At 63.0% G+C, this 19,940-nt stretch carries 16 protein-coding genes and 1 pseudogene; 13 read left to right on the top strand and 4 right to left on the bottom strand.

Going from position 1 to position 19,940, the window contains the following annotated elements; genetic code table 11:
- The first annotated feature begins 15 nt into the window (after positions 1-15).
- From LGH82_RS14645 to LGH82_RS14605, 9 genes are all read left to right on the top strand, one after another.
- On the top strand, positions 16-423 hold the full coding sequence (locus LGH82_RS14645) for a hypothetical protein (protein WP_227349138.1): 408 nt from the start codon (positions 16-18) through the stop codon (positions 421-423).
- Between the two features lie 132 nt (positions 424-555).
- The gene (locus LGH82_RS14640; RefSeq protein ID WP_227349137.1) at positions 556-1,473 is read left to right on the top strand and encodes a cell wall hydrolase; all 918 of its coding nucleotides are present in this window, start codon (positions 556-558) and stop codon (positions 1,471-1,473) included.
- A gap of 82 nt (positions 1,474-1,555) precedes the next feature.
- The gene (gene recR / locus LGH82_RS14635; protein WP_227349136.1) at positions 1,556-2,161 is read left to right on the top strand and encodes a recombination mediator RecR; all 606 of its coding nucleotides are present in this window, start codon (positions 1,556-1,558) and stop codon (positions 2,159-2,161) included.
- Positions 2,162-2,191: 30 nt separating this feature from the next.
- Positions 2,192-3,454 carry a lytic murein transglycosylase gene (locus tag LGH82_RS14630; RefSeq protein ID WP_227349135.1) on the top strand — a complete coding sequence of 421 codons (1,263 nt, stop codon included), beginning with the start codon at positions 2,192-2,194 and terminating at the stop codon, positions 3,452-3,454.
- 260 nt (positions 3,455-3,714) lie between these two features.
- Positions 3,715-5,358, top strand: a complete 1,644-nt coding sequence (locus LGH82_RS14625) for an ABC transporter substrate-binding protein (protein ID WP_227349134.1) — start codon at positions 3,715-3,717, stop codon at positions 5,356-5,358.
- An 18-nt stretch (positions 5,359-5,376) separates the two neighbouring features.
- Positions 5,377-6,438, top strand: coding sequence for an ABC transporter permease (locus tag LGH82_RS14620; RefSeq protein ID WP_227349133.1), 1,062 nt, complete (start codon positions 5,377-5,379; stop codon positions 6,436-6,438).
- A complete protein-coding gene (nikC, locus tag LGH82_RS14615) occupies positions 6,435-7,355 on the top strand; it encodes a nickel transporter permease (RefSeq protein ID WP_227349132.1) in 921 nt (306 codons plus the stop codon). Before LGH82_RS14620 ends, nikC begins: the two co-directional genes overlap by 4 nt.
- Positions 7,356-7,365: 10 nt before the next feature.
- Positions 7,366-8,214 carry an ABC transporter ATP-binding protein gene (locus LGH82_RS14610; protein WP_227349131.1) on the top strand — a complete coding sequence of 283 codons (849 nt, stop codon included), beginning with the start codon at positions 7,366-7,368 and terminating at the stop codon, positions 8,212-8,214.
- Entirely contained in the window at positions 8,211-8,957 is a 747-nt protein-coding gene (locus LGH82_RS14605) for an ABC transporter ATP-binding protein (RefSeq protein ID WP_227349130.1), read from the top strand. Before LGH82_RS14610 ends, LGH82_RS14605 begins: the two co-directional genes overlap by 4 nt.
- Positions 8,958-9,052: 95 nt before the next feature.
- Here LGH82_RS14605 and LGH82_RS14600 read toward each other — a convergent pair.
- The 3 genes and pseudogenes from LGH82_RS14600 to LGH82_RS14590 form a co-directional block, all read right to left on the bottom strand.
- Positions 9,053-12,154, bottom strand: a pseudogene (locus tag LGH82_RS14600) (efflux RND transporter permease subunit).
- Positions 12,151-13,227 carry an efflux RND transporter periplasmic adaptor subunit gene (locus LGH82_RS14595; protein WP_227349129.1) on the bottom strand — a complete coding sequence of 359 codons (1,077 nt, stop codon included), beginning with the start codon at positions 13,225-13,227 and terminating at the stop codon, positions 12,151-12,153. Before LGH82_RS14595 ends, LGH82_RS14600 begins: the two are co-directional and overlap by 4 nt.
- Positions 13,224-14,270 (bottom strand): efflux RND transporter periplasmic adaptor subunit, encoded by a 1,047-nt coding sequence (locus LGH82_RS14590; RefSeq protein ID WP_227349128.1) that lies wholly within the window; start codon positions 14,268-14,270, stop codon positions 13,224-13,226. Before LGH82_RS14590 ends, LGH82_RS14595 begins: the two co-directional genes overlap by 4 nt.
- Before the next feature lie 344 nt (positions 14,271-14,614).
- Here LGH82_RS14590 and LGH82_RS14585 point away from each other — a divergent pair, with 344 nt between their 5' ends.
- On the top strand, positions 14,615-15,892 hold the full coding sequence (locus LGH82_RS14585; protein ID WP_227349127.1) for a 4-aminobutyrate--2-oxoglutarate transaminase: 1,278 nt from the start codon (positions 14,615-14,617) through the stop codon (positions 15,890-15,892).
- Positions 15,893-16,000: 108 nt separating this feature from the next.
- Here LGH82_RS14585 and LGH82_RS14580 read toward each other — a convergent pair whose 3' ends face one another.
- On the bottom strand, positions 16,001-17,242 hold the full coding sequence (locus tag LGH82_RS14580) for an NAD(P)/FAD-dependent oxidoreductase (RefSeq protein WP_227349126.1): 1,242 nt from the start codon (positions 17,240-17,242) through the stop codon (positions 16,001-16,003).
- Positions 17,243-17,768: 526 nt separating this feature from the next.
- Between LGH82_RS14580 and LGH82_RS14575 the strand changes: the two genes are divergently transcribed.
- From LGH82_RS14575 to bfr, 3 genes are all read left to right on the top strand, one after another.
- The gene (locus LGH82_RS14575) at positions 17,769-19,058 is read left to right on the top strand and encodes an imelysin family protein (protein WP_227349125.1); all 1,290 of its coding nucleotides are present in this window, start codon (positions 17,769-17,771) and stop codon (positions 19,056-19,058) included.
- A 96-nt stretch (positions 19,059-19,154) separates the two neighbouring features.
- Positions 19,155-19,466, top strand: a complete 312-nt coding sequence (locus tag LGH82_RS14570) for a (2Fe-2S)-binding protein (protein ID WP_227349124.1) — start codon at positions 19,155-19,157, stop codon at positions 19,464-19,466.
- A complete protein-coding gene (bfr, locus tag LGH82_RS14565) occupies positions 19,432-19,917 on the top strand; it encodes a bacterioferritin (RefSeq protein WP_227349123.1) in 486 nt (161 codons plus the stop codon). The genes LGH82_RS14570 and bfr overlap by 35 nt, the downstream gene beginning before the upstream one ends.
- Positions 19,918-19,940 lie beyond the last annotated feature (23 nt).

Below are 19,940 nucleotides of genomic sequence, written 5' to 3'. Positions count from 1 at the left end.
CATGGCGCCAAGCCCGTGATCGAAGAGCCGTCGGACAGGTTGATCGAGCAGCGGATCCGCAACAGGATCTACGAGATCCTTGAAATCCTGGCGGAGTGCGACGAGGGCGTGGACCTCGTAAGCATCAATGGCTACTTCAATCTCTTCGAGGATTTCGTCCATCGCCCGTCGATCGAATCCGGCATGTCGGCTCTTTCGAGGGATGAGCGTGCGATCGTCCTGGAAATCGCCCATTTCCTGGAAGTGGCTTGCGAAACAACGCCGGACTTCACCAAGGCGGAGTTCATAGCCAGCGGCTGGCCGGAGCAGATCGCGCCGAAAGCAAGGGATGCGCGGGCGCTGTTTCTGATTCGCGGCCTGTTTTCGGAGGAGCTCGAAGAGGCCGAACCTGGACAGTCCATCACGGCTCGGGCCGCGCGATAGTCGGGTTTTTGCCATTGAACTGTGCCAATTTGAGCACTCTTTTCAATTAATAACGCTTTAGCCATCTTTTTGCCTGAAAGTGTCTCATTCTTGCCGCAGCCTGGGGGCGGGCATTGAAATGAGGGTTACTTGTTGATCGCCACGCGATGGAAGACGCCGCTGTTGCTCGGTGTCGTCACCTCCCCGCTGTTCCTGGCCGGTTGCAGTCAGACCACGTCGCACGGCATGTCCGTCGCGAGCCTGACCAGCGCCATCACGCCGAGCTTCCTGAGCTCGCGGGCCTACAGCCACACACCCAAGGACAAGGAGTGCCTGGAGCGCGCCATGTTCTTCGAATCCAACCGTTCGAGCCGCGACGGCATGATTGCCGTTGGCACGGTGGTCATGAACCGGCTGCGATCCGGTCAGCATGGCAACACCATATGCGACGTGGTTGGCGAGCCCGGGCAGTTCGCGCCCGGCGTCATGACAAGGCCGATGAATTCGCGGGCTTTGCCCGATGTAGAGGCGGCCGCCGACGCCGTGCTGAAGGGTGAGCGGCAGACCAAGCTGAAGAACACGATGTATTTCCACACCGCCGGCCTTCGCTTCCCCTACACGAACATGCACTACACGATGGTTGCCGGTGGCAATGCCTTCTACGAGAAGCGCGGCCGCAATTGGCAGCCGCTGCCGGATGAGCCCCAGGTCGCGGTTGCTTATGCAACGCCTCCGGTTTCAAAGCCTTTGGCACCCGCGGTACTGGTTGCCTCCGCCGCACCGGCTCCCGTGGCCAAGCCGACAGCTGGCAGAACCACGACGGCCGCGCCTGTCTACACGACCGCTTCCATCCAGCCGCGGCCGAAACCCGCCAGGGAAACGCTTGTGGCGATGCAGGAGCCCATGCAGGAACCGGATGCGGCCCGCTTTGGCGGCAATGTGCAGCCTCGAACGATACCGTTCCCGGCTGCGTCGCAGCAGGCGACGATGGCCTTCGAGGCAACACCCGAGAATACCGATGCGATCGGTGCGATGATCGCCAGCCAGAGCCGGCCGCTCGAGGCCGACTGACCTTTAACAGCGTCTCGTGCGGTTAGGGCATGCGTGGCGCTGGAGTGTTCCAAAGCGCGTGGAAAAATCCTAAACCGATGCGATGTCGAAGCGAATCGCCGGTCCCGAGATTGAACGCCTGATCCAGCTCCTGGCCAAGGTGCCGGGGCTTGGTCCCCGTTCGGCCCGGCGCGCGGCGCTTCATCTGATCAAGAAGAAGGAGCAGCTGTTGTCGCCGCTCGCCGCCGCCATGGGCGAGGCCGCCGACAAGGTGCGCATCTGCTCGACCTGCGGAAATGTCGACACCTCAGACCCCTGCATGATCTGTACCGACCCGCGCCGCGATGCCGGCACGATCATCGTTGTGGAGGACGTGTCGGACCTGTGGGCGCTCGAACGCGCGGCGGCCATGAACGTGCGCTACCATGTGCTCGGCGGCACGCTGTCGCCACTTGACGGCATCGGCCCCGAGCAACTCAACATCCGCTCGCTGGTCGACCGTGTCGCCGGTGGCGAGGTGAAGGAGATCATCCTTGCCGTCAACGCAACGGTCGAAGGCCAGACGACCGCGCACTACCTCACCGACCAGTTGTCCGGTTTCGACATCAAGGTGACGCGGCTGGCGCATGGCGTGCCGGTCGGCGGCGAACTCGACTATCTCGACGAAGGAACGCTGGCCGCGGCGCTGCGGGCGCGGACGGCGTTTTGACGCGATTGGCGAAGAAGGATTTGCTTTGAGATGACTGAGTTCCTTCGCGCCCCACCTTATCAACAGGTCATCACGATTTTCCTCGCAATCCTTATCGCGTTGGGCGCTTCAGCCCCAGCATCCGCCGCGAAGATCGATGACCAGTTCCGCGCCTGGCTGCAAAGCGACCTCTGGCCGGAAGCCAAGGCGAAGGGCATTTCCAGGAAGACCTTCGATGCCGCCTTCGATGGCATCAAGCCGAACCTCAAACTGCCCGACCTGGTGCTGCCCGGCGAGAAGGCGACAACGCCGCAAAAACAGCATCAGGCCGAGTTCGGTTCGCCCGGCGCCTACTTCGCCGAAAGGACCATCGGCGCCGTCACCGCCGGCGGCCGGGCGCGCGCTGCCGCCAACGCCAGCACACTGGCCGTCATCGAGAAGCGGTTCGGCGTGCCGGGTGAAATCCTGCTGGCCATATGGGGTCGCGAGACCGGCTTCGGCGCGGCCAAGATGCCTTACGACGCGTTCGAGGTGCTGGGCACCAAGGCGTTCATGTCGACCAAGAAAGAGTTTTATCGCACCGAACTGCTGGCCGCGCTGGAGATCGTCGAGCGTGGGCTGGCGCCCGTCGGCGCGATGAAATCGTCCTGGGCGGGCGCGCTCGGCCAGCCGCAGTTCATGCCGACATCGTTCCTGAAGCACGCGGCGGCTTATAATGGCGGCGGCCGGGCCGACATCTGGAATTCCGTGCCGGACACGCTAGCCTCCATCGCCAACTATCTTGATCACTATGGCTGGGTGAAGGGCCGTGGCTGGGGCTTCGAAGTGACGGTGCCGACGGCGGTCTCCTGTTCGCTAGAAGGGCCGGACCAGGGCAAAAAGATTTCGCAATGGGCGGCGATGGGCATCAAGCGCGTCGACGGCAAGCCGTTCCCGGCAAGCGAATTGAAGGCCGAGGGCTTTCTGCTGATGCCGGCCGGACGCAGTGGCCCAGCCTTCGTCGTCACGCCCAATTTCTACGTGATCAAGGAATACAACAACAGCGATCTCTATGGCCTGTTCATCGCCCACGCCGCCGACCGCATCGCGCATGGCGACAGCAATTTTGCGGGCAGCTGGGGCGCTGTTGATAACCTCTACCGGTCCGACATCGCGGCACTGCAGCGGTCGCTCGAAGCCAAGGGCTATGATGTCGGCAGTGCCGATGGCTTGCCCGGCTTCAAGACGCGCCGATCAATCGGCATATGGCAGGCCAAGAACGGCCGCGCCGCAACCTGCTTTCCGGATGCAGGTCTAGTCTCGGTGCTCAAGTAGCTCCGATATTAGCAGATTTTTCCTGATTGGCCGCGCCGATTAGCCGGCTTTTGCATCGACTTGCTGCCGCCAATTCTGGTCGAATGCGCTGTCTTGCAAATGCTCGTTGCCGGCTTGAAAGCCGCCGGCTATGGTGTTGACCAGCTGGACAAAAAACGCGACGTTAAGGGTTAGAGGGCCGTCGTCAGGCCCCGAAAAGAATTGTGCAGCCCTGAGCCGGGAACTCAGGTCAATAACCAACAAAAAAGGGAACAATCACCATGATGATGGAAAAGTTTGCTCTACGCTCTCGTACCTTGCTTGCGGGCGCGGCGATGTCCGCGCTGCTCATTGGCGTTGCGCCTGCCTTCGCCGTCACGCCCGCCGACACGCTGGTCGAGGGCTTTGCCATCGACGACATCATCTCCATGGATCCGGGCGAGGCCTTCGAGCTGTCGACCGCCGAGGTTACCGGCAACACCTATGACCTGCTTGTCCGGCTTGACCTCAGCGACACATCCAAGGTCAAGGCCGATCTCGCCGACAGCTGGAGCGTCTCCGACGACGGGCTGACCTATACGTTCAAGCTCAAGCCCGGCCTGAAATTCGCCTCGGGCAACCCGATCACGGCGGCCGATGTCGCCTATTCGTTCGAGCGGGTCGTCAAGCTGGACAAGAGCCCGGCCTTCATCATCGAACAGTTCGGCATCAGCGGCGACAACGTTGCCGACAAGGCCAAGGCCGTCGACGACGCCACCTTCCAGTTCATCGTCGACAAGGCCTATGCGCCAAGCTTCGTCTTGAACTGCCTCTCGGCGACGGTCGCATCGGTCGTCGACAGCAAGCTGGTCAAGGAGCATGTCGTCAAGGCGGCGCCAACCGCCGACTACAAATATGACAATGACTTCGGCAACGCCTGGCTGAAGACCGGCTATGCCGGCTCCGGCGCCTACAAGCTGCGCGAATGGCGCGCCAATGAAGCCGTCGTCATGGAGCGCAACGATAATTATCATGGCGAGAAAGCCAAGCTTGCCCGCGTCATCTACCGCAACATGAAGGAAAGCTCGGCCCAGCGCCTGGCGCTCGAAGCCGGCGACATCGACGTTGCCCGCAACCTCGAGCCGAACGATCTCGACGCCATCGCCAAGAACGACAAGCTTACGACCACCAGCGCGCCGAAGGGCACGGTCTACTATATCAGCCTCAACCAGAAGAACCCTACTCTCGCCAAGCCGGAGGTTCGCCAGGCTTTCAAGTATCTGGTCGATTACGATGCGCTGAGCACGACCATCCTCAAGGGCATCGGCGAAATCCATCAGTCCTTCCTGCCCAAGGGCGACCTCGGCGCCATGGATGACAATCCCTTCAAGCTCGACGTGGCCAAGGCCAAGGAACTGCTGGCCAAGGCCGGCTTGGCCGACGGCTTCAGCGTGACCATGGATGTGCGCACCGGCCAGCCGACCACCGGCATGGCGGAATCGATCCAGCAGACGCTCGGTCAAGCCGGCATCAAGCTGGAGATCATTCCGGGCGACGGCAAGCAGACGCTGACCAAGTACCGCGCCCGCAACCACGACATCTATATCGGCAATTGGGGCCAGGACTATTTCGATCCGAACTCCAACGCCCAGACCTTTGCCTCGAATCCCGACAATTCGGATGCCGGCAAGTCCCACACGCTTGCCTGGCGCAATTCCTGGGACATTCCGGACCTGACCAAGGAAACGGAAGCGGCCCTGCTGGAGAAGGATTCGGGCAAGCGCGCCGACATCTACAAGGATCTGCAGCAGAAGATCCTCGACACCAGCCCCTTCGTCATCATCCATCAGCAGCTGGAAGTCGCCGGGCTGCGCAAGAACCTCAAGGGCTTCGCGCTCGGCCCGAGCTTCGACAGCAACTTCGTCGGCCCGGTCTCGAAAGAGTAACGCCAGCGGACGCGCGGCATGAGCGCGATTGAAAACGAAGGCGGGCGCGGCAGCGCCCGCGCGGTAGCCATTGCGTCTGCGATCGGCCGCTTCCTGGTCATCGCGGTAACGACCTATCTTGGTCTTCTCGCGGTGACCTTCTTCATCGGCCGTGTCATTCCGATCGACCCGGTGCTGGCGGTGCTCGGCGATCGAGCACCTGTCAGTGTCGTCGAGCGCACGCGCCGCGAAATGGGCCTCGACCTGCCGCTGATCGAGCAGTTCTACATCTATGTCAAAAATGCCCTGAGCGGTGATTTCGGCACCTCGGTGCTGACAACCAATCCTGTCATGACCGACATCCGCCGCGCCTTCCCCGCGACCGTCGAACTGGCGACGCTGGGAACGTTGATCGGGGCGCTGTTTGGTGTGCCGCTTGGCGTGCTGGCAGCGGTGAAGCGCGGCAGCCTCATCGATCAGATCGTGCGCATCATTGGCCTGATCGGCTATTCCGTGCCGATCTTCTGGCTCGGCCTGCTTGGGCTCGTGCTGTTCTACGCCAAGCTGCAATGGGTGGCCTTTCCGGCAAGGCTCGACGTCGTCTACGAATACACCTTCACGCCGATCACCGGCTTCTATCTTCTCGACTCCGCGATGCAGGGGGAGTGGGACGTCTTTTACGACGCCTTCAGGCACATCATCCTGCCGGCCTCGCTGCTCGGCTATTTCTCGCTGGCCTATATCAGCCGCATGACGCGCTCGTTCATGCTTAACGAACTGGCGCAGGAATACATCGTCGCCGCGCGCGCCAAGGGCTTGTCGGAAACCCGCATCATCTGGGGCCACGCGCTGCGCAACGCCGCCGTGCCGATGGTCACGGTGATCGCGCTGTCCTACGCCAATCTGCTCGAGGGCTCGGTGCTGACCGAGGTCGTCTTCTCCTGGCCCGGCATCGGCCTCTACATCACCAATTCGCTGCAGAACGCCGACATGAACGCCGTGCTTGGCGGCACCATCGTCATCGGCTCGGTGTTCATCGGCATCAATCTCCTGTCCGACCTGCTCTACCGTGTGCTCGATCCAAGGACAAAGACAGGATGAGTACACAGACCATCCAGAGCCGTCGCGACTGGCTGCTCAGCGAGCGGCCGGCGTCGCGCATGCAGGCAAGGCTCGGCCGCGCCTATGTGGCGTGGCGTCGCTTTTCCGCCAACCGACTAGCGTTTCTCGGCCTGCTCATCATCATTGCCTTGCTGGTCATCGCAGCCCTTGCCGGCGTGCTGGCGCCGTATTCGCCGACATTCGGTGATCTCAAGAATTCCCGGCTGCTGGCGCCCAGCGCCGAGCACTGGTTCGGCACCGACGATCTTGGCCGCGATATCCTTTCGCGCATTCTCTACGGTTCGCGCTGGACGCTCTACGTGGTCATCCTGGTGGCAATAATCGCGGCGCCGATCGGCCTCTTGGTTGGCACCGTCGCGGGCTATGCCGGCGGCTGGATTGATGCGATCCTGATGCGCATCACCGACATCTTCCTCGCTTTCCCCAAGCTGATCCTGGCGCTGGCCTTTGTCGCCGCACTCGGTCCAGGCATCGAGAACGCGGTGCTTGCCATCGCCATCACCTCATGGCCGCCTTACGCCCGCATCGCGCGCGCCGAAACGCTGACGGTGCGCAATTCCGATTACATCAAGGCGGTGCAGCTAATGGGCGCCTCGCCCTTCCGCATCGTGTTGCGCCACATCATGCCGCTGTGCATTTCCTCGCTCATCGTCAGGGTGACGCTCGACATGGCCGGCATTATCCTGACCGCGGCCGGCCTGGGCTTCCTCGGCCTCGGCGCGCAGCCGCCGCTGCCTGAATGGGGCACCATGATCGCCTCGGGCCGCCGCTTCGTGCTCGACCAGTGGTGGGTGGCCGGCGCGCCCGGTTTCGCCATCCTCATCGTCAGCCTCGGCTTCAACTTGCTCGGCGACGGCCTGCGCGACGCGCTCGACCCCCGGAGTGGTGACCAATGAGCGGCGACCGATGAGCACGCTGCCAAAGGGTACACTTCTTGACGTCGACGATCTGCGCGTCACGTTTCCGACGCGCACCGGCCTGATAGAGGCGGTGCGCGGCGTTTCCTTTACGCTTGGCCGTGAGCGGCTTGGGATCGTCGGCGAATCCGGTTCCGGCAAGTCGCAGACCGGCCGCGCCATCATGGGACTGACGCCCCCGCAGGCACGGATATCGGCGAACAAACTCGCCTTTGACGGCATCGACCTTCTTGCCGCATCGCCGCGCGAGCGCCGGGCTCTGCGGGGAAAACGCATCGCCATGATCCTGCAGGATCCGAAATATTCGCTCGATCCGGTGATGAGCATCGGCCGGCAGATCGTCGAGACGCTGCGAACGCATGAAAAGGTCGGCAAGGCCGAGGCGCGCGACAGGGCACTCGCCATGCTGGAAGCGGTGCAGATCCGCGATCCCGCCCGTGTCTTCGACCTGCATCCGCATGAGGTCTCCGGCGGCATGGGCCAGCGGGCGATGATCGCCATGATGCTGATCGCCGGGCCGGAGATGATGATCGCCGATGAGCCGACATCGGCGCTCGACGTCACCGTGCAACTCGACGTGCTCGGCATCCTCGACAAGCTGGTCAGCGAGCGCGGCATGGGACTGATCTTCATCTCGCATGATCTGCGCCTGGTCTCGTCCTTCTGCGACCGGGTCATCGTGATGTATGCCGGCAAGGTGGTCGAGCAGCTCAAGGCTTCCGAACTCGGCCATGCCCAGCACCCCTACACGCGCGGCCTGCTCAACTGCATGCCCAGGATCGACGACGACCGTCACCCGCTGCCGGTGCTCGATCGCAAGCCGGAGTGGGCGCTATGAGCGCGGCCCTTGTCGTCGACGGGTTGGAAGTCCTCTTCGATCGCTTCCGCGCCCTGAAAGGCGTCAGCCTCGAGGTCCAGTCGGGAGAATCCTTCGGGCTGGTCGGCGAATCCGGTTCGGGCAAGTCGACGCTGCTGCGGGCCATTGCCGGCCTGGCGCCCGTCGCTTCGGGCAGCATCACCGTCAATGGCAAGAAACTCGGTACGCGACGCGATAAAGCCTTCTACCGCGAAGTCCAGATGGTCTTTCAGGACCCGTATGGCTCCCTGCATCCGCGCCAGACCGTCGACCGCCTGCTGCAGGAGCCGCTCGCCATCCACGGTTGTGCCGATGGCGAAAAGCGCATCCAGCGGGCGCTGGACGAGGTGGGCCTCGGAAACGGCTTCCGCTTCCGCTACTCGCATCAATTGTCGGGCGGCCAGCGCCAGCGCGTGGCGATCGCACGCGCCCTGATCCTCGAGCCGTCCATCCTGCTGCTTGACGAGCCGACCTCGGCGCTCGATGCGTCCGTACAGGCGGAAGTTCTCAATCTGCTGGAAGAGATCCGCCGGCGGCGCAAGCTGACCTTCTTGATGGTCAGCCACGACCTCGCCATCATCACCCATATGTGCGAGCGGTTGATGGTGATGCAGAACGGCGAGGCGGTGGAGAATCTGACGGCTGATGATCTCGTTGAGCGCCGCGTGAGCAAGGACTACACGCGCAATCTGCTGCGAGCCAGCGACGGGTTTGTGAGGGCGTAGCTGAATTTTCATGGCGCGTTCCTTCGCGCCCCCCACGGGGGGAGATGTCCGGCAGGACAGACGTGAAGGAACGCGACGCTACTCGCAACTTGCCCTCAGGCCGTACCGCCTTCCGGTATGGTATCGCTGGCCGGAGCAGTGTTCTCCTGCCCCTCTTTCGGTTCCTTGATCCGGAACCACGCGAATAAAGCGCCGGCAGGAACAGCAGCGTGATCGCCGTGCCGGCGATGATGCCGCCCATCATGGCGAAGGCCATTGGCGCCCAGAACACTTCGCGCGCGATCGGGATCAGCGCCAGGCTGGCGGCGGCGGCCGTCAGCGCGATCGGCCGCATACGGTGTTCGGTGGCCTCGACCACGGCCGCCCAACGGTCCTTGCCCTCGGTGACGAGTTGCTCGATCTGCACGATCAGGATGACCGAGTTGCGGATCAGGATGCCGATCAGCGCCAGCACGCCGAGGATGGCGACGAAACCCAGCGGCGCACCGCTCGGCAACAGTGCGGCGACCACGCCGATCAATCCGAGCGGCGCCACGGCAACCACCAGGAACAGGCGCTGGAAGCTTTGCAGCTGGATCATCAGGATCGTCGCCATCAGGAACAGCATCAGCGGCACCACGGCCGCGATCGGCCCTTGGCTTTTGGCGCTTTCCTCAACCGTTCCGGCGGTGGCAATGGCGTAGCCGACCGGGAGCTTGGCGATGAAGGCATCGACCGATGATTTCAATTCGTCGACCACCGTGGCCGGCAGCGTATCGCCGACCAGTCCGGCGCGCACGGTGATGGTAGGCACGCGGTCTCGCCGCCACACGGTGGGCTGTTCCAGTTCATAGTGGAAGTTCGCGACGGCAGCGAGTGGGATCGATTCACCGTTCCCGGTCGGCAACTGCATGTTCTGCAGCGTCTCTATAGAGCCACGCTCGGCGGCGCTCGATCGGGCGATGACGCTGACCAGGTAGGTGGCGTCGCGTACCTGGGTGATGGTGACGCCACCGACGACGAGGTTCATGGTGCTGGCGATATCCGATGAGGTGATGCCCGAGCTGACGCGCCTTGTCCTGCAGCACGTCCACTTTCAGCACCCGCGCCGGCTCGTTCCAGTCGAAGGTCGGTGCGCCCAGCTTCGGATTGGCCGAGATGACGCCGGCCAGTTGCTGGGACAATGTCCTTACCATTTGGACGTCCGGGCCGCTGACGCGATACTGCACCGGCCGACCGACCGGTGGTCCGAGTTCAAGCGTCTTGACGAAGGCGTCGGTGCCGACGAAATCCTCGCGTAGCATCTTTTCGATTGACGCCTTCACCCGGTTGCGGGCCTCGATGTCCTTGGTGACGATGACGGTCTGGCCGAAATAGGGGTTGGATGGCTGCACGTCATAGGCCAGCACGAAGCGCACCGCGCCCTGGCCGATATAGGAACTCCAGTGCTCGATGTCGGGGTTGCCGGCAAGTGCCACCTTTTCGAAGCGCTCCATCTGGTCGCGCGTCTCGGTGATCGAGCTGTTTTGCGGCAGGTTCCAGTCGACGATGAGTTCCGGCCGATCCGAAGGCGGGAAGAACTGCTGCTGGACAAAACCCATGCCGACGATCGACGCGGCGAACAGCAGAACCGTGGCGATGATGGTGAGCCAATGATGCCGCACCGATCCGATGAGGACGGTCCGGAACATCGAGGTGAAACGTCCGGGCTGGTCCTGGTGCTTATGTTTCATCGTCGCCGGCAGGATGGTGACGCCGAGCAGCGGCGCAAACAGCACCGCCACGATCCACGAGACCAGCAAGGACACGGCGATGACGACGAACAGCGTGTAGGTGTATTCGCCGGCGGCGCTGTTGTTGAGGCCGATGGGAATGAAGCCCGTTACGGTCACCAGGGTTCCGGTCAGCATCGGGAACGCCGTCGACGTGTAGACATAGGTCGCCGCCTTGCGCAGATTGTCGCCGGCCTCCAGCCGGGCGACCATCATCTCCACCGCGATCATGGCATCGTCAACCAGAAGGCCGAGCGCAATGATCAGCGCGCCCAGCGAAATGCGCTGCAGCGAGATGCCGAGATAATCCATGAACAGGAAGGTGATGGCCAGCACCAGCGGGATCGACAGCGCGACGACGAAGCCGGCACGCAGGCCCAGGCTGATGAAGGAGACGGCCAGCACGATGGCCACGGCCTCGAACAAGGCGCGTGTGAAACCCGAAACGGCTTCCTCGACGATCACCGGCTGGTCGGCGACCAGATGGACACCGACGCCGATCGGCAGGTCGGCGACGATCCTGTTCATTTCGGCCTTCAGCGCCTTGCCGAAGTCGAGCAGGTTGGCGTTGGGCTTCATGCCGATGGCGAGCCCGATCGCGTCCTCGCCATTGAAGCGGAACAGCGCGGTCGGCGGATCGGCATAGCCGCGCGTGATCGTCGCCACGTCGCTCAGCCGGAAGAACCGGTCGTTGACGCGCAGGTTGATGGCGCGCAGGCTCTCTTCCGAGGTGAACTGGCCGCTGACGCGCACGCTGATGCGCTCCGGTCCGGTCTGGATGACGCCCGAGGGTGCGATCGCGTTCTGGGCCTGCAGGCTCGCCACGATCGCCTGCTGGTTCAGGCCCAGCGCCGCGGTCTGGCGGGTCGAGAATTCGAGATAGATCGCCTCGTCCTGCGCGCCGACCAGATCGACCTTGCCGGCGTTAGGCACAGCCAGGATCCTGGTGCGGGCATCCTCGACATAGTCGCGCAGCTGGCGCAGCGTCAGCCCGTCGGCGGTGAAAGCGTAGACATTGCCGAACACGTCGCCGAAATTGTCGTTGAAGAAAGGACCCTGCACGCCCTCCGGAAACTGCGGGCGGATATCGTTGATCATGTTGCGGATACGGACCCATGTCGGGACCACGTCACGCGCCTTGGTCGATGGCTTCAGGTTCACGAAGATGATTGTCTGCCCAGCCGTGGTGACCGACTTGGAGTAGTCGAGGCTATCGAGCTCCTCCAGCTTCTTCTCGATGCGGTCGGTCACCTGGCGCAGCGTGTCGTCGACCGAGGCGCCCGGCCAGTTGGCCTGGATCAGCATCGTCTTGATGGTGAAGTCCGGGTCTTCCTCGCGGCCGAGATTGAGGTAGGCCGAGACGCCGGCCACGACGAAGACCAGCATGAAATACCAGACCAGCGAACGGTGGCTGAGCGCCCAGTCGGAGAGGTTGAAGCCTTTCACTTGGCGGCTCCTTCAAGGATCTTGACCGTCTGGCCGGCCGTCAGGCTGTGGATGCCGGCGGTGACCACGCGCATCCCTGCATCGAGCCCTTCCGCGACCGTGAAGGTCGCGGTCCGCTTGGCGCCGACCTTTATGTCGCGCAAACTTACATTCGACGATTGCGGATCGACGATCCACACCTGTTGCTTGCCGTCCTTTTCGAGGAGCGCCGACAGCGGCAGTTCTATCGTCGGGTCGATTGCCGCCACGCGGGTTGCCGTTACCGTGGAGCCGAGCCGGAACGCCGTCGGCGCATCGAGCAGCGTCAGGCGCACGCGGCGAGTGCGGGTCGAGCTGTCTGCCTGCGGGGCGATCTCGCGCAGCTTGGCTTGCGTGCGGATCGAGGGCAGCGACTGCAAGATCACGTCGAAACCTATCCCCACGCCAAGGTCGCCCGTCAGCTGGTCGGGAATGTCGACCACCGCTTCGCGCACATCGGAGCGGGCGACGGTCAGCACGGTCTGGCCGGCGGCCACTGTCTGCCCGACCTCGGCGCTCACCGCCGTGACGACACCGTCGAAATCCGAAAACAGCCGGGCGTAGCCAAGCTGCTCCTCCGATTTTGCGAGTGCCGCCTTGGCGCGCTCGACATTGGCTTCCGCGGCCTGCCGCGCCTGCTGGGCGGCGTCGTAGGTGGCCTGCGAGGTGTTCTTGGCAGCCAGCAGCGCGCGCTGGCGCTCCTCGCTGCCCGCGGCGTTGGTGAATTCGGCCTGTGCGTTCGACAGGCCAGCCTTTGCTCCCTGCACGGCGAGCTCCAGCGCTGTTGGGTCGAGCGTGGCGATCGTCGTACCCTTGGTGACGAGATCGCCGACATCGACATCGCGTGTGACGATGCGGCCGAGAAGGCGGAATGCGAGGTTGGCGCTGAATTCCGGCTCGATCACGCCGGCAAATCCGAGCGTCTGGCTGGTCCGGGGTTGGACGACCACCGAAAGCACCGGCCTGATGATCTCCGGCGTCTTTTCCGGCTCGGCCGAACAGGCGGCGAGGAAGACCAGCACCGACAGTCCGAGTGCGCGCGACTGCCGGATCATTGCGCGGTCTCCCCGGCGATCTCGACGACTTCACCGGGACTGAGCAACTGGCCGCCGGCGGTGACGACATGTTGTCCGGCTTCGAGCCCCTTGTTGACGACGATGACGCCGGAATCATAGGCCAGGATGCCGACAGGCGCCACGTTGACGGCCTTGGACGCCGCATCGACGAGCCAGACCGCCGGTGTCCCGTCGCTGGAGGTCAGGGCCTGCCACGGCAGGATCATGGCCTGGACGGGCCTGGCGCTGATGGAGCCGGTGACGGCGGCGCCAAGCGGCATGGCGGCGGGCGTATTGGGGATGGCGACCTTCACGCGAACCGACGCGGAGGCGGGATCGACGACCGGCGAGATCTCGCGCACCACGCCTGTCGCCTTGATGACCGGATCGGACACCAGCGTGATGGACACCGGCGGTGGCGTTGTCGAACCGCCGGCGACCAGCGTTTCAGGAACATTGAAGACCGCGTCGCGGTCGCCGTCCTCGGCAATGGTGAACACGGTCTGTGCCGCCTGCACCACTTGGCCGGCTTCCACCATGCGCGCGGTGACGATGCCCGGCTTGGTAGACCGCAATTCGGTGAAGGACAGGCTGTCCCTTGCGTTGTCCAGCGCGCTTTGCGCCTGCTGCACGCTGCCTTGCGCGACACTTTGCGCCTGTTCGGCCGCATCGTAATCGCGTCGTGTGGTGAAGCCTTGGGCAAGCAGCGTCTTTTGCCGCGCGAACGCGGCGGAGGCCTGTGTCAGCTGCGCCTGGGCCGCATCGAGATCGGCTTGCGCGGAACGCAGATCCGATTCCTGTTCCTGCGGATCGATGCGAGCCAGCAGCGTGTCCTTGTCGATATGCTGGCCGATCTCGACGAACCGATCGGCGATACGGCCGCCGACGCGGAAGGACAGGTTGTTCAGCGTCCTCGCCGCGATCACGCCGGTCAAGGATGTGGTCGGGGCATAGTCGGAGACCTTGACCTCTTCGGCGCTCACCAGGATCGGCAGCTTTTGCGCCGCCGCCTGCTTCTGGCAGCCGGCAAGGAGAAACGTCATCAAGGAGCATGCCACAATGATGGAAGTTGTCCGCAACGGCAAATGTCTGGAGTGCGATGGCTGCGGGGCGGACGATGTCGCGTTCCAGCTCATGGCTTGCCTCGCCCGCCTGGACTGTCCTGATGTAACGCGTTGCGGGCCGCAAGAAGATAATCGATCCCCGGAAAAAGGGAACCTCTCTCGTACACGGATCAGCCGACTGGTTAAGCCACGCTGGACCCGCATCGGACGACAGGCCCAATCGCCTCCCGATGGTGCCGACTTGAGGAAAATATGAAATAAGGTCAGAAGACTTCCCGGCAGCCATCAAACGAGAACGGGCGACAGCCTGACGAGGGATAAAAATGAAGAATTCAGCCATTTCCGAACGCAAGAACCAGTCGATCTCGCGTGGCGTTGGAATGACCACGCAGATCTATGCCGATCGGGCCGAAAACTCGGAGATCTGGGATGTCGAAGGTCGCCGCTACATCGACTTCTCGTCCGGCATCGCCGTCGTCAACACCGGCCATCGCCACCCCAAGGTGATCGAGGCGGTCAAGGCGCAGCTCGACCGCTTCACCCATACCTGCCACCAGGTGGTGCCCTATGAGAGCTATGTGCGGCTGGCCGAACGCCTGAACGGCATGCTGCCGGGTAACTTCGAGAAGAAGACGATCTTCGTCACCACCGGCGCCGAGGCCGTCGAAAACGCCATCAAGATCGCCCGCAACGCGACCGGCCGTCAGGCCGTCATCGCCTTTGCCGGCGGCTTCCATGGTCGCACCTTCATGGGCATGGCGCTGACCGGCAAGGTCGTGCCCTACAAGGTCGGCTTCGGCGCCATGCCGGGCGACGTCTACCACGCGCCGTTCCCGGTGCCGCTGCACGGTGTTTCGGTGGCCGATTCGCTGGCGGCACTCGACCGCCTGTTCAAGGCCGATGTCGACCCGGCCCGCGTTGCCGCCATCATCATCGAGCCGGTTCAGGGCGAGGGCGGCTTCTACGATGTGCCGCGCGATTTCATGGTGGCGCTGCGCAAGCTCTGCGACCAGCACGGCATGCTGCTGATTGCCGACGAGGTCCAGACCGGCTTTGCCCGCACCGGCAAGATGTTTGCGATGGATCATCACGACGTGGCGGCTGATATCACCACCATGGCCAAGAGCCTGGCCGGCGGTTTCCCGCTGGCCGCGGTCACCGGCCGCGCCGAGATCATGGATGCGCCAGGCCCCGGCGGGCTCGGCGGCACCTATGGCGGCAGCCCGATCGGCGTCGCCGCCGCGCATGCGGTTCTCGACGTGATCGAAGACGAAAAGCTCTGCGACCGCGCCAACACGCTGGGTGCAAGGCTGAAGCAGCGGCTGCAGTCGATCCGTGACGACGTACCCGAGATCGTCGATATCAGGGGCCTCGGCTTCATGAACGCGGTCGAGTTCAACGACGTCAAGAAGGGCCTGCCGTCGGCCGAGATCGCCAATGCGATCAGGCTGAAGGCGCTCGACAAGGGACTGATCCTGCTGACCTGCGGCGTCTATGGCAACGTCATCCGCTTCCTCGCGCCGATCACCATCCAGGACAACGTCATGAACGAGGCGCTCGACATTCTGGAAAGCTCGATCCGCGAAGTCTGCGCCGCCTGATCATGGATGTCGGCTTGGGCGGTTCCGGTTAGGAACCGCCCAAGGATCTGTTTCGGATTATTCTTACGGTCGGATTTTCGAGCCGACCAAGACGCTTTGGTCCGAAGCCTAGGCTGGCGTCTTTGGCTGTAAGGCGGCAAGCGCTGCCTTCAGTCCATCCGGTCCCGTCGCTACTGTCTCCGGCGTCGGCGAGAAGCCGGCGCCGAGCATCTTGCGGCCAAGCATGTGATCGCCCGGACGGTTGACCGATTCTATGCCGAGCAGCCGGTCACCGGCATAGTGGTAGATCGAGAACTTGTTGTCGGAGAGGTCGCCCAGCACGACATGGCTGTCGCCGCCGGCGGTCAGGCCAACCATCTGCAGCTTCATGTCGCCAATGTCGGACCAGAACCACGGCACCGCCGAAAAAGCGTCGGCATGGCCGGCAATCGTTCGTGCGGCAAGCCGCGCCTGGTCCGTGGCGTTCTGCACCGATTCCAGCCGCACATCAGCACCGGTGAACCAGTGCCGGTAAGAGGCAGCGTCGCCAATGGCGAGAATCCCCGGCACCGAACTGCGCATCTGGTGATCGACGCGGATGCCGTTGGCGATGGTGATGCCTGCGGCTTCAGCCAGTTCGACATTCGGCACGGCGCCGATGCCGACGATGACCATGCGCGCCGGCAGCCTTTCGCCGGTTGATGTGATCGCGCCCGAGACATGGCCGTTTTCGCCTTCCAGCCTTGCAATCGAGGTGCCGGTCAAGATGCGCACGCCGGTAGCCTCCAGCCGCTGGCGGACATGGCTGGCCACCACCGGCGCCACCGCGCGGCCGAGCAGGCGGTCCACCGCCTCCACCACCGTCACCGTGCGGCCGGCTGCCCGCAGCGTGGCGGCGATCTCCAGCCCGATGAAGCCGCCGCCGAGAATGACGACATCCTCGCTCCGCGCGCTGAGGTCACGGATCAGCCGCGCGTCGTTGAGCGAGCGCAGCGACAAAACGCCTGAAAGGTCCGAGCCCTGCAAGGCGAGGGTGCGCGGGCGCGACCCTGTCGCAAGGATCAGATGGTCGAAGGCCAGTGAACCGCCGCCCGCGATCTCCAGGCTTCGGTTGCCGGCATCGATCCGCTCGATCCGCAAACCCGGCCGGAAATCGATGACGCTGCCCGTGTAGAAGGCCTCGCCGCGAAGCGGCTGCGGCTTTGCCTCGGCATCCTTGATGAAGGTCTTCGACAGCGGCGGCTTGTGATAGGGCAGATCCTTCTCGTCGCCGATCAGGATCACCGGCCCGTCATAGCCTTCCTCACGCAAACTCGCGGCCGCCTGCACGCCCGCGTGACCCGCACCGACAATGACCGCACCATTCTTCATCGAAAGCCCAATTCCTGTTAAGGTCTAATGCGCGTCGCGTTTGAACGGATTCATGCGGCTCGCTTGAAGTCTGTGTTTTTATGCATGTCGCTATCCCAAAACCGCCGCGCACTTTTGCGCGACATGCATTAAAAGGTTTTCGCCAGATGACGATTGTCCGGCGGCGCCGCAGGACTGCATTTGCGGTCGCACCCGGAATGGCTGATGTCAATTGCCACGTCTTCCAGCAAGTCGGTCCACAGTCAGGTGTAAAGTTGAGCATCGTAGTTTAGAATAATTCTAAACTATTGTTTCAATTGGCTTTTCCCGTAGATTCTCATTGACTTCCGGCAGCGGCGAAGCTTTATGGACGCTCGCGCGTTAGCGCATCCCTTTGATGTCTGGGCCTTGAACCCGTTCGATTGGAGGCATTTTGGTGTCTTTGTTCCGCGAACCGCGCGATGACGCGGCATGTTTTGTGCATATGGCGCGTCGCCGATTGCCGCGCGCGCCGTTTACAGAATTTCCGAGAAACTGGAGAGCGATAATGACAGCACGATATGGCAGCAGGCTTGCGGCGATCGGTGCCACGGCGCTGCTGACAGCGGCGGTGTTCGTGCTGCCTGCCAAGGCGGAAACCGATGCGAAGGCGGTCATCAAGACCTATTCCGACATCGCGCTCGCCAAATATGAGGATTCGCTGACCACGGCGCAGGCTCTCGACAAGGCGGTCGACGCGCTGCTCGCCAAGCCTTCGGCCGACACGCTCAATGCCGCCCGCGACGCCTGGAAGGCGGCACGTGTTCCCTACCAGCAGACCGAGGTCTATCGTTTCGGCAACAAGATCGTCGATGACTGGGAGGGCAAGGTAAACTCCTGGCCGCTGGACGAAGGCCTGATCGACTACGTCGCCAAGAGCTATGGCACCGAGTCGGATGCCAATGCGCTCTATACCGCCAATGTGATCGCCAACAAGTCGATCGAGATCAATGGCAAGAAGGTCGATGCCACGAAGCTTTCGCCGGAATTCCTGTCCGGCACGTTGCAGGAAGCCGGCGGCATCGAAGCCAATGTCGCCACCGGCTATCACGCCATAGAATTCCTGCTCTGGGGCCAGGACCTGCACGGCACCGGTCCGGGCGCCGGCGAGCGGCCCTATACGGACTATGATCTCAAGAACTGCACCGGCGGCAATTGCGACCGCCGCGCCGAGTATCTGAAATCAGCGAGCGATCTCCTGGTTTCCGATCTCCAGGAGATGGTCGGCAACTGGAAAGAGGACGGCGCCGCGCGCAAGAGCCTCGTCGAGGGCGAGCCGAACACCGCGATCTCGACGATCTTCACCGGCATGGGCTCTCTGTCCTACGGCGAACTGGCCGGCGAGCGCATGAAGCTCGGCCTTTTGCTGCACGATCCGGAAGAGGAGCACGACTGCTTCTCCGACAACACCTTCAATTCGCATCTCTATGACGCTGTCGGCATCCGCGCTGCCTACCACGCCAGCTACAAGCGCCTCGACGGCACCACCGTCGAAGGCCCGTCGGTGGCCGACATGGTCAAGGCGGTCGACCCGGCGGTCGACAGGGAACTGTCCGGCAAGCTGGACGTCACCGTCGCCAAGATGGAGGCGATCAAGGCGCGGGCCGAGGGCGGCGAGGCTTATGACCAGCAGATCGCCGAGGGCAATACCGAGGGCAACGCAGCGGTGCAGGCGGCGGTCGACGCCTTGGTCGACCAGACAAAGTCGATCGAACGTGCCGTCGCCGCGCTGAAGCTCAATGCCATTGCCTTCGAGGGCTCCAACAGTCTCGATGCGCCGGACAAGGTGTTCCAGTAGGGGCAAATGCCCCGGGCATGACCTTGAAAGGATCATGCCCGATGAAGATTTAAGCCACACGGCGAGGAGGAAGCGCCGTCAGCCAGAGCCAAGTCGATGCTGATCTGCCATTGCAATATCATTACAGAGAAGGAAATCGAGCAGACAATCATTGGGCTGCTGGATCTGGATCCCTGGCAGCTTATCGTGCCGGCAAAAATCTATCATGCCATGCAAAAGCGCGGTCGCTGTTGCGGCTGCTTCCCAAATGTGGTGGAAACGATCATTCGGGTAACCGAAAACTACCACGCCCGCTCGGAGGCGAGCGGCGTCGACATCGTTTCACATCTGGATCGCGTCAGAGGCCTGCGCGTCCAATACGGGAGCAGAACCCATGAAAGGCGAAAAGCAGATCATCGAGCGGCTTAACGAAGCTCTTTTTCTGGAGCTCGGAGCCGTCAACCAGTACTGGGTGCATTTCCGGCTCCTGGAAGACTGGGGATATGCCAAGTTGGCGAAGAAGGAACGCGCTGAGTCAATCGAGGAGATGCACCACGCCGACAAGCTCATCGCCCGCATCATCTTCCTCGAAGGACATCCGAACCTCCAGTCCGTGGCGCCGTTGCGCATCGGGCAGAACGTGAAGGAAGTGCTCGAATCCGACCTTGCCGGCGAATATGACGCGCGCACCGCCTACAAGCGTTCGCGCGAGATCTGCAACGAAGGCGGCGACTACGTGACGATGAAGTTGTTCGAGGAGTTGCTGGCCGACGAGGAGGGTCATATCGACTTTCTCGAGACCCAGCTCGACCTGCTTGCCTCGATTGGCGAGGAAAAGTACGGCCAGCTCAACGCCGCATCGGCTGACGAGGCGGAGTAAGGACATGCGAGAATGCGGCGCCA

Source organism: Mesorhizobium sp. PAMC28654, from assembly GCF_020616515.1.
Classification (GTDB): Bacteria; Pseudomonadota; Alphaproteobacteria; order Rhizobiales; family Rhizobiaceae; genus Mesorhizobium.
Note: the sequence above shows the minus strand (reverse complement) of the source record. Positions and strands in the feature narration are given on the sequence as shown.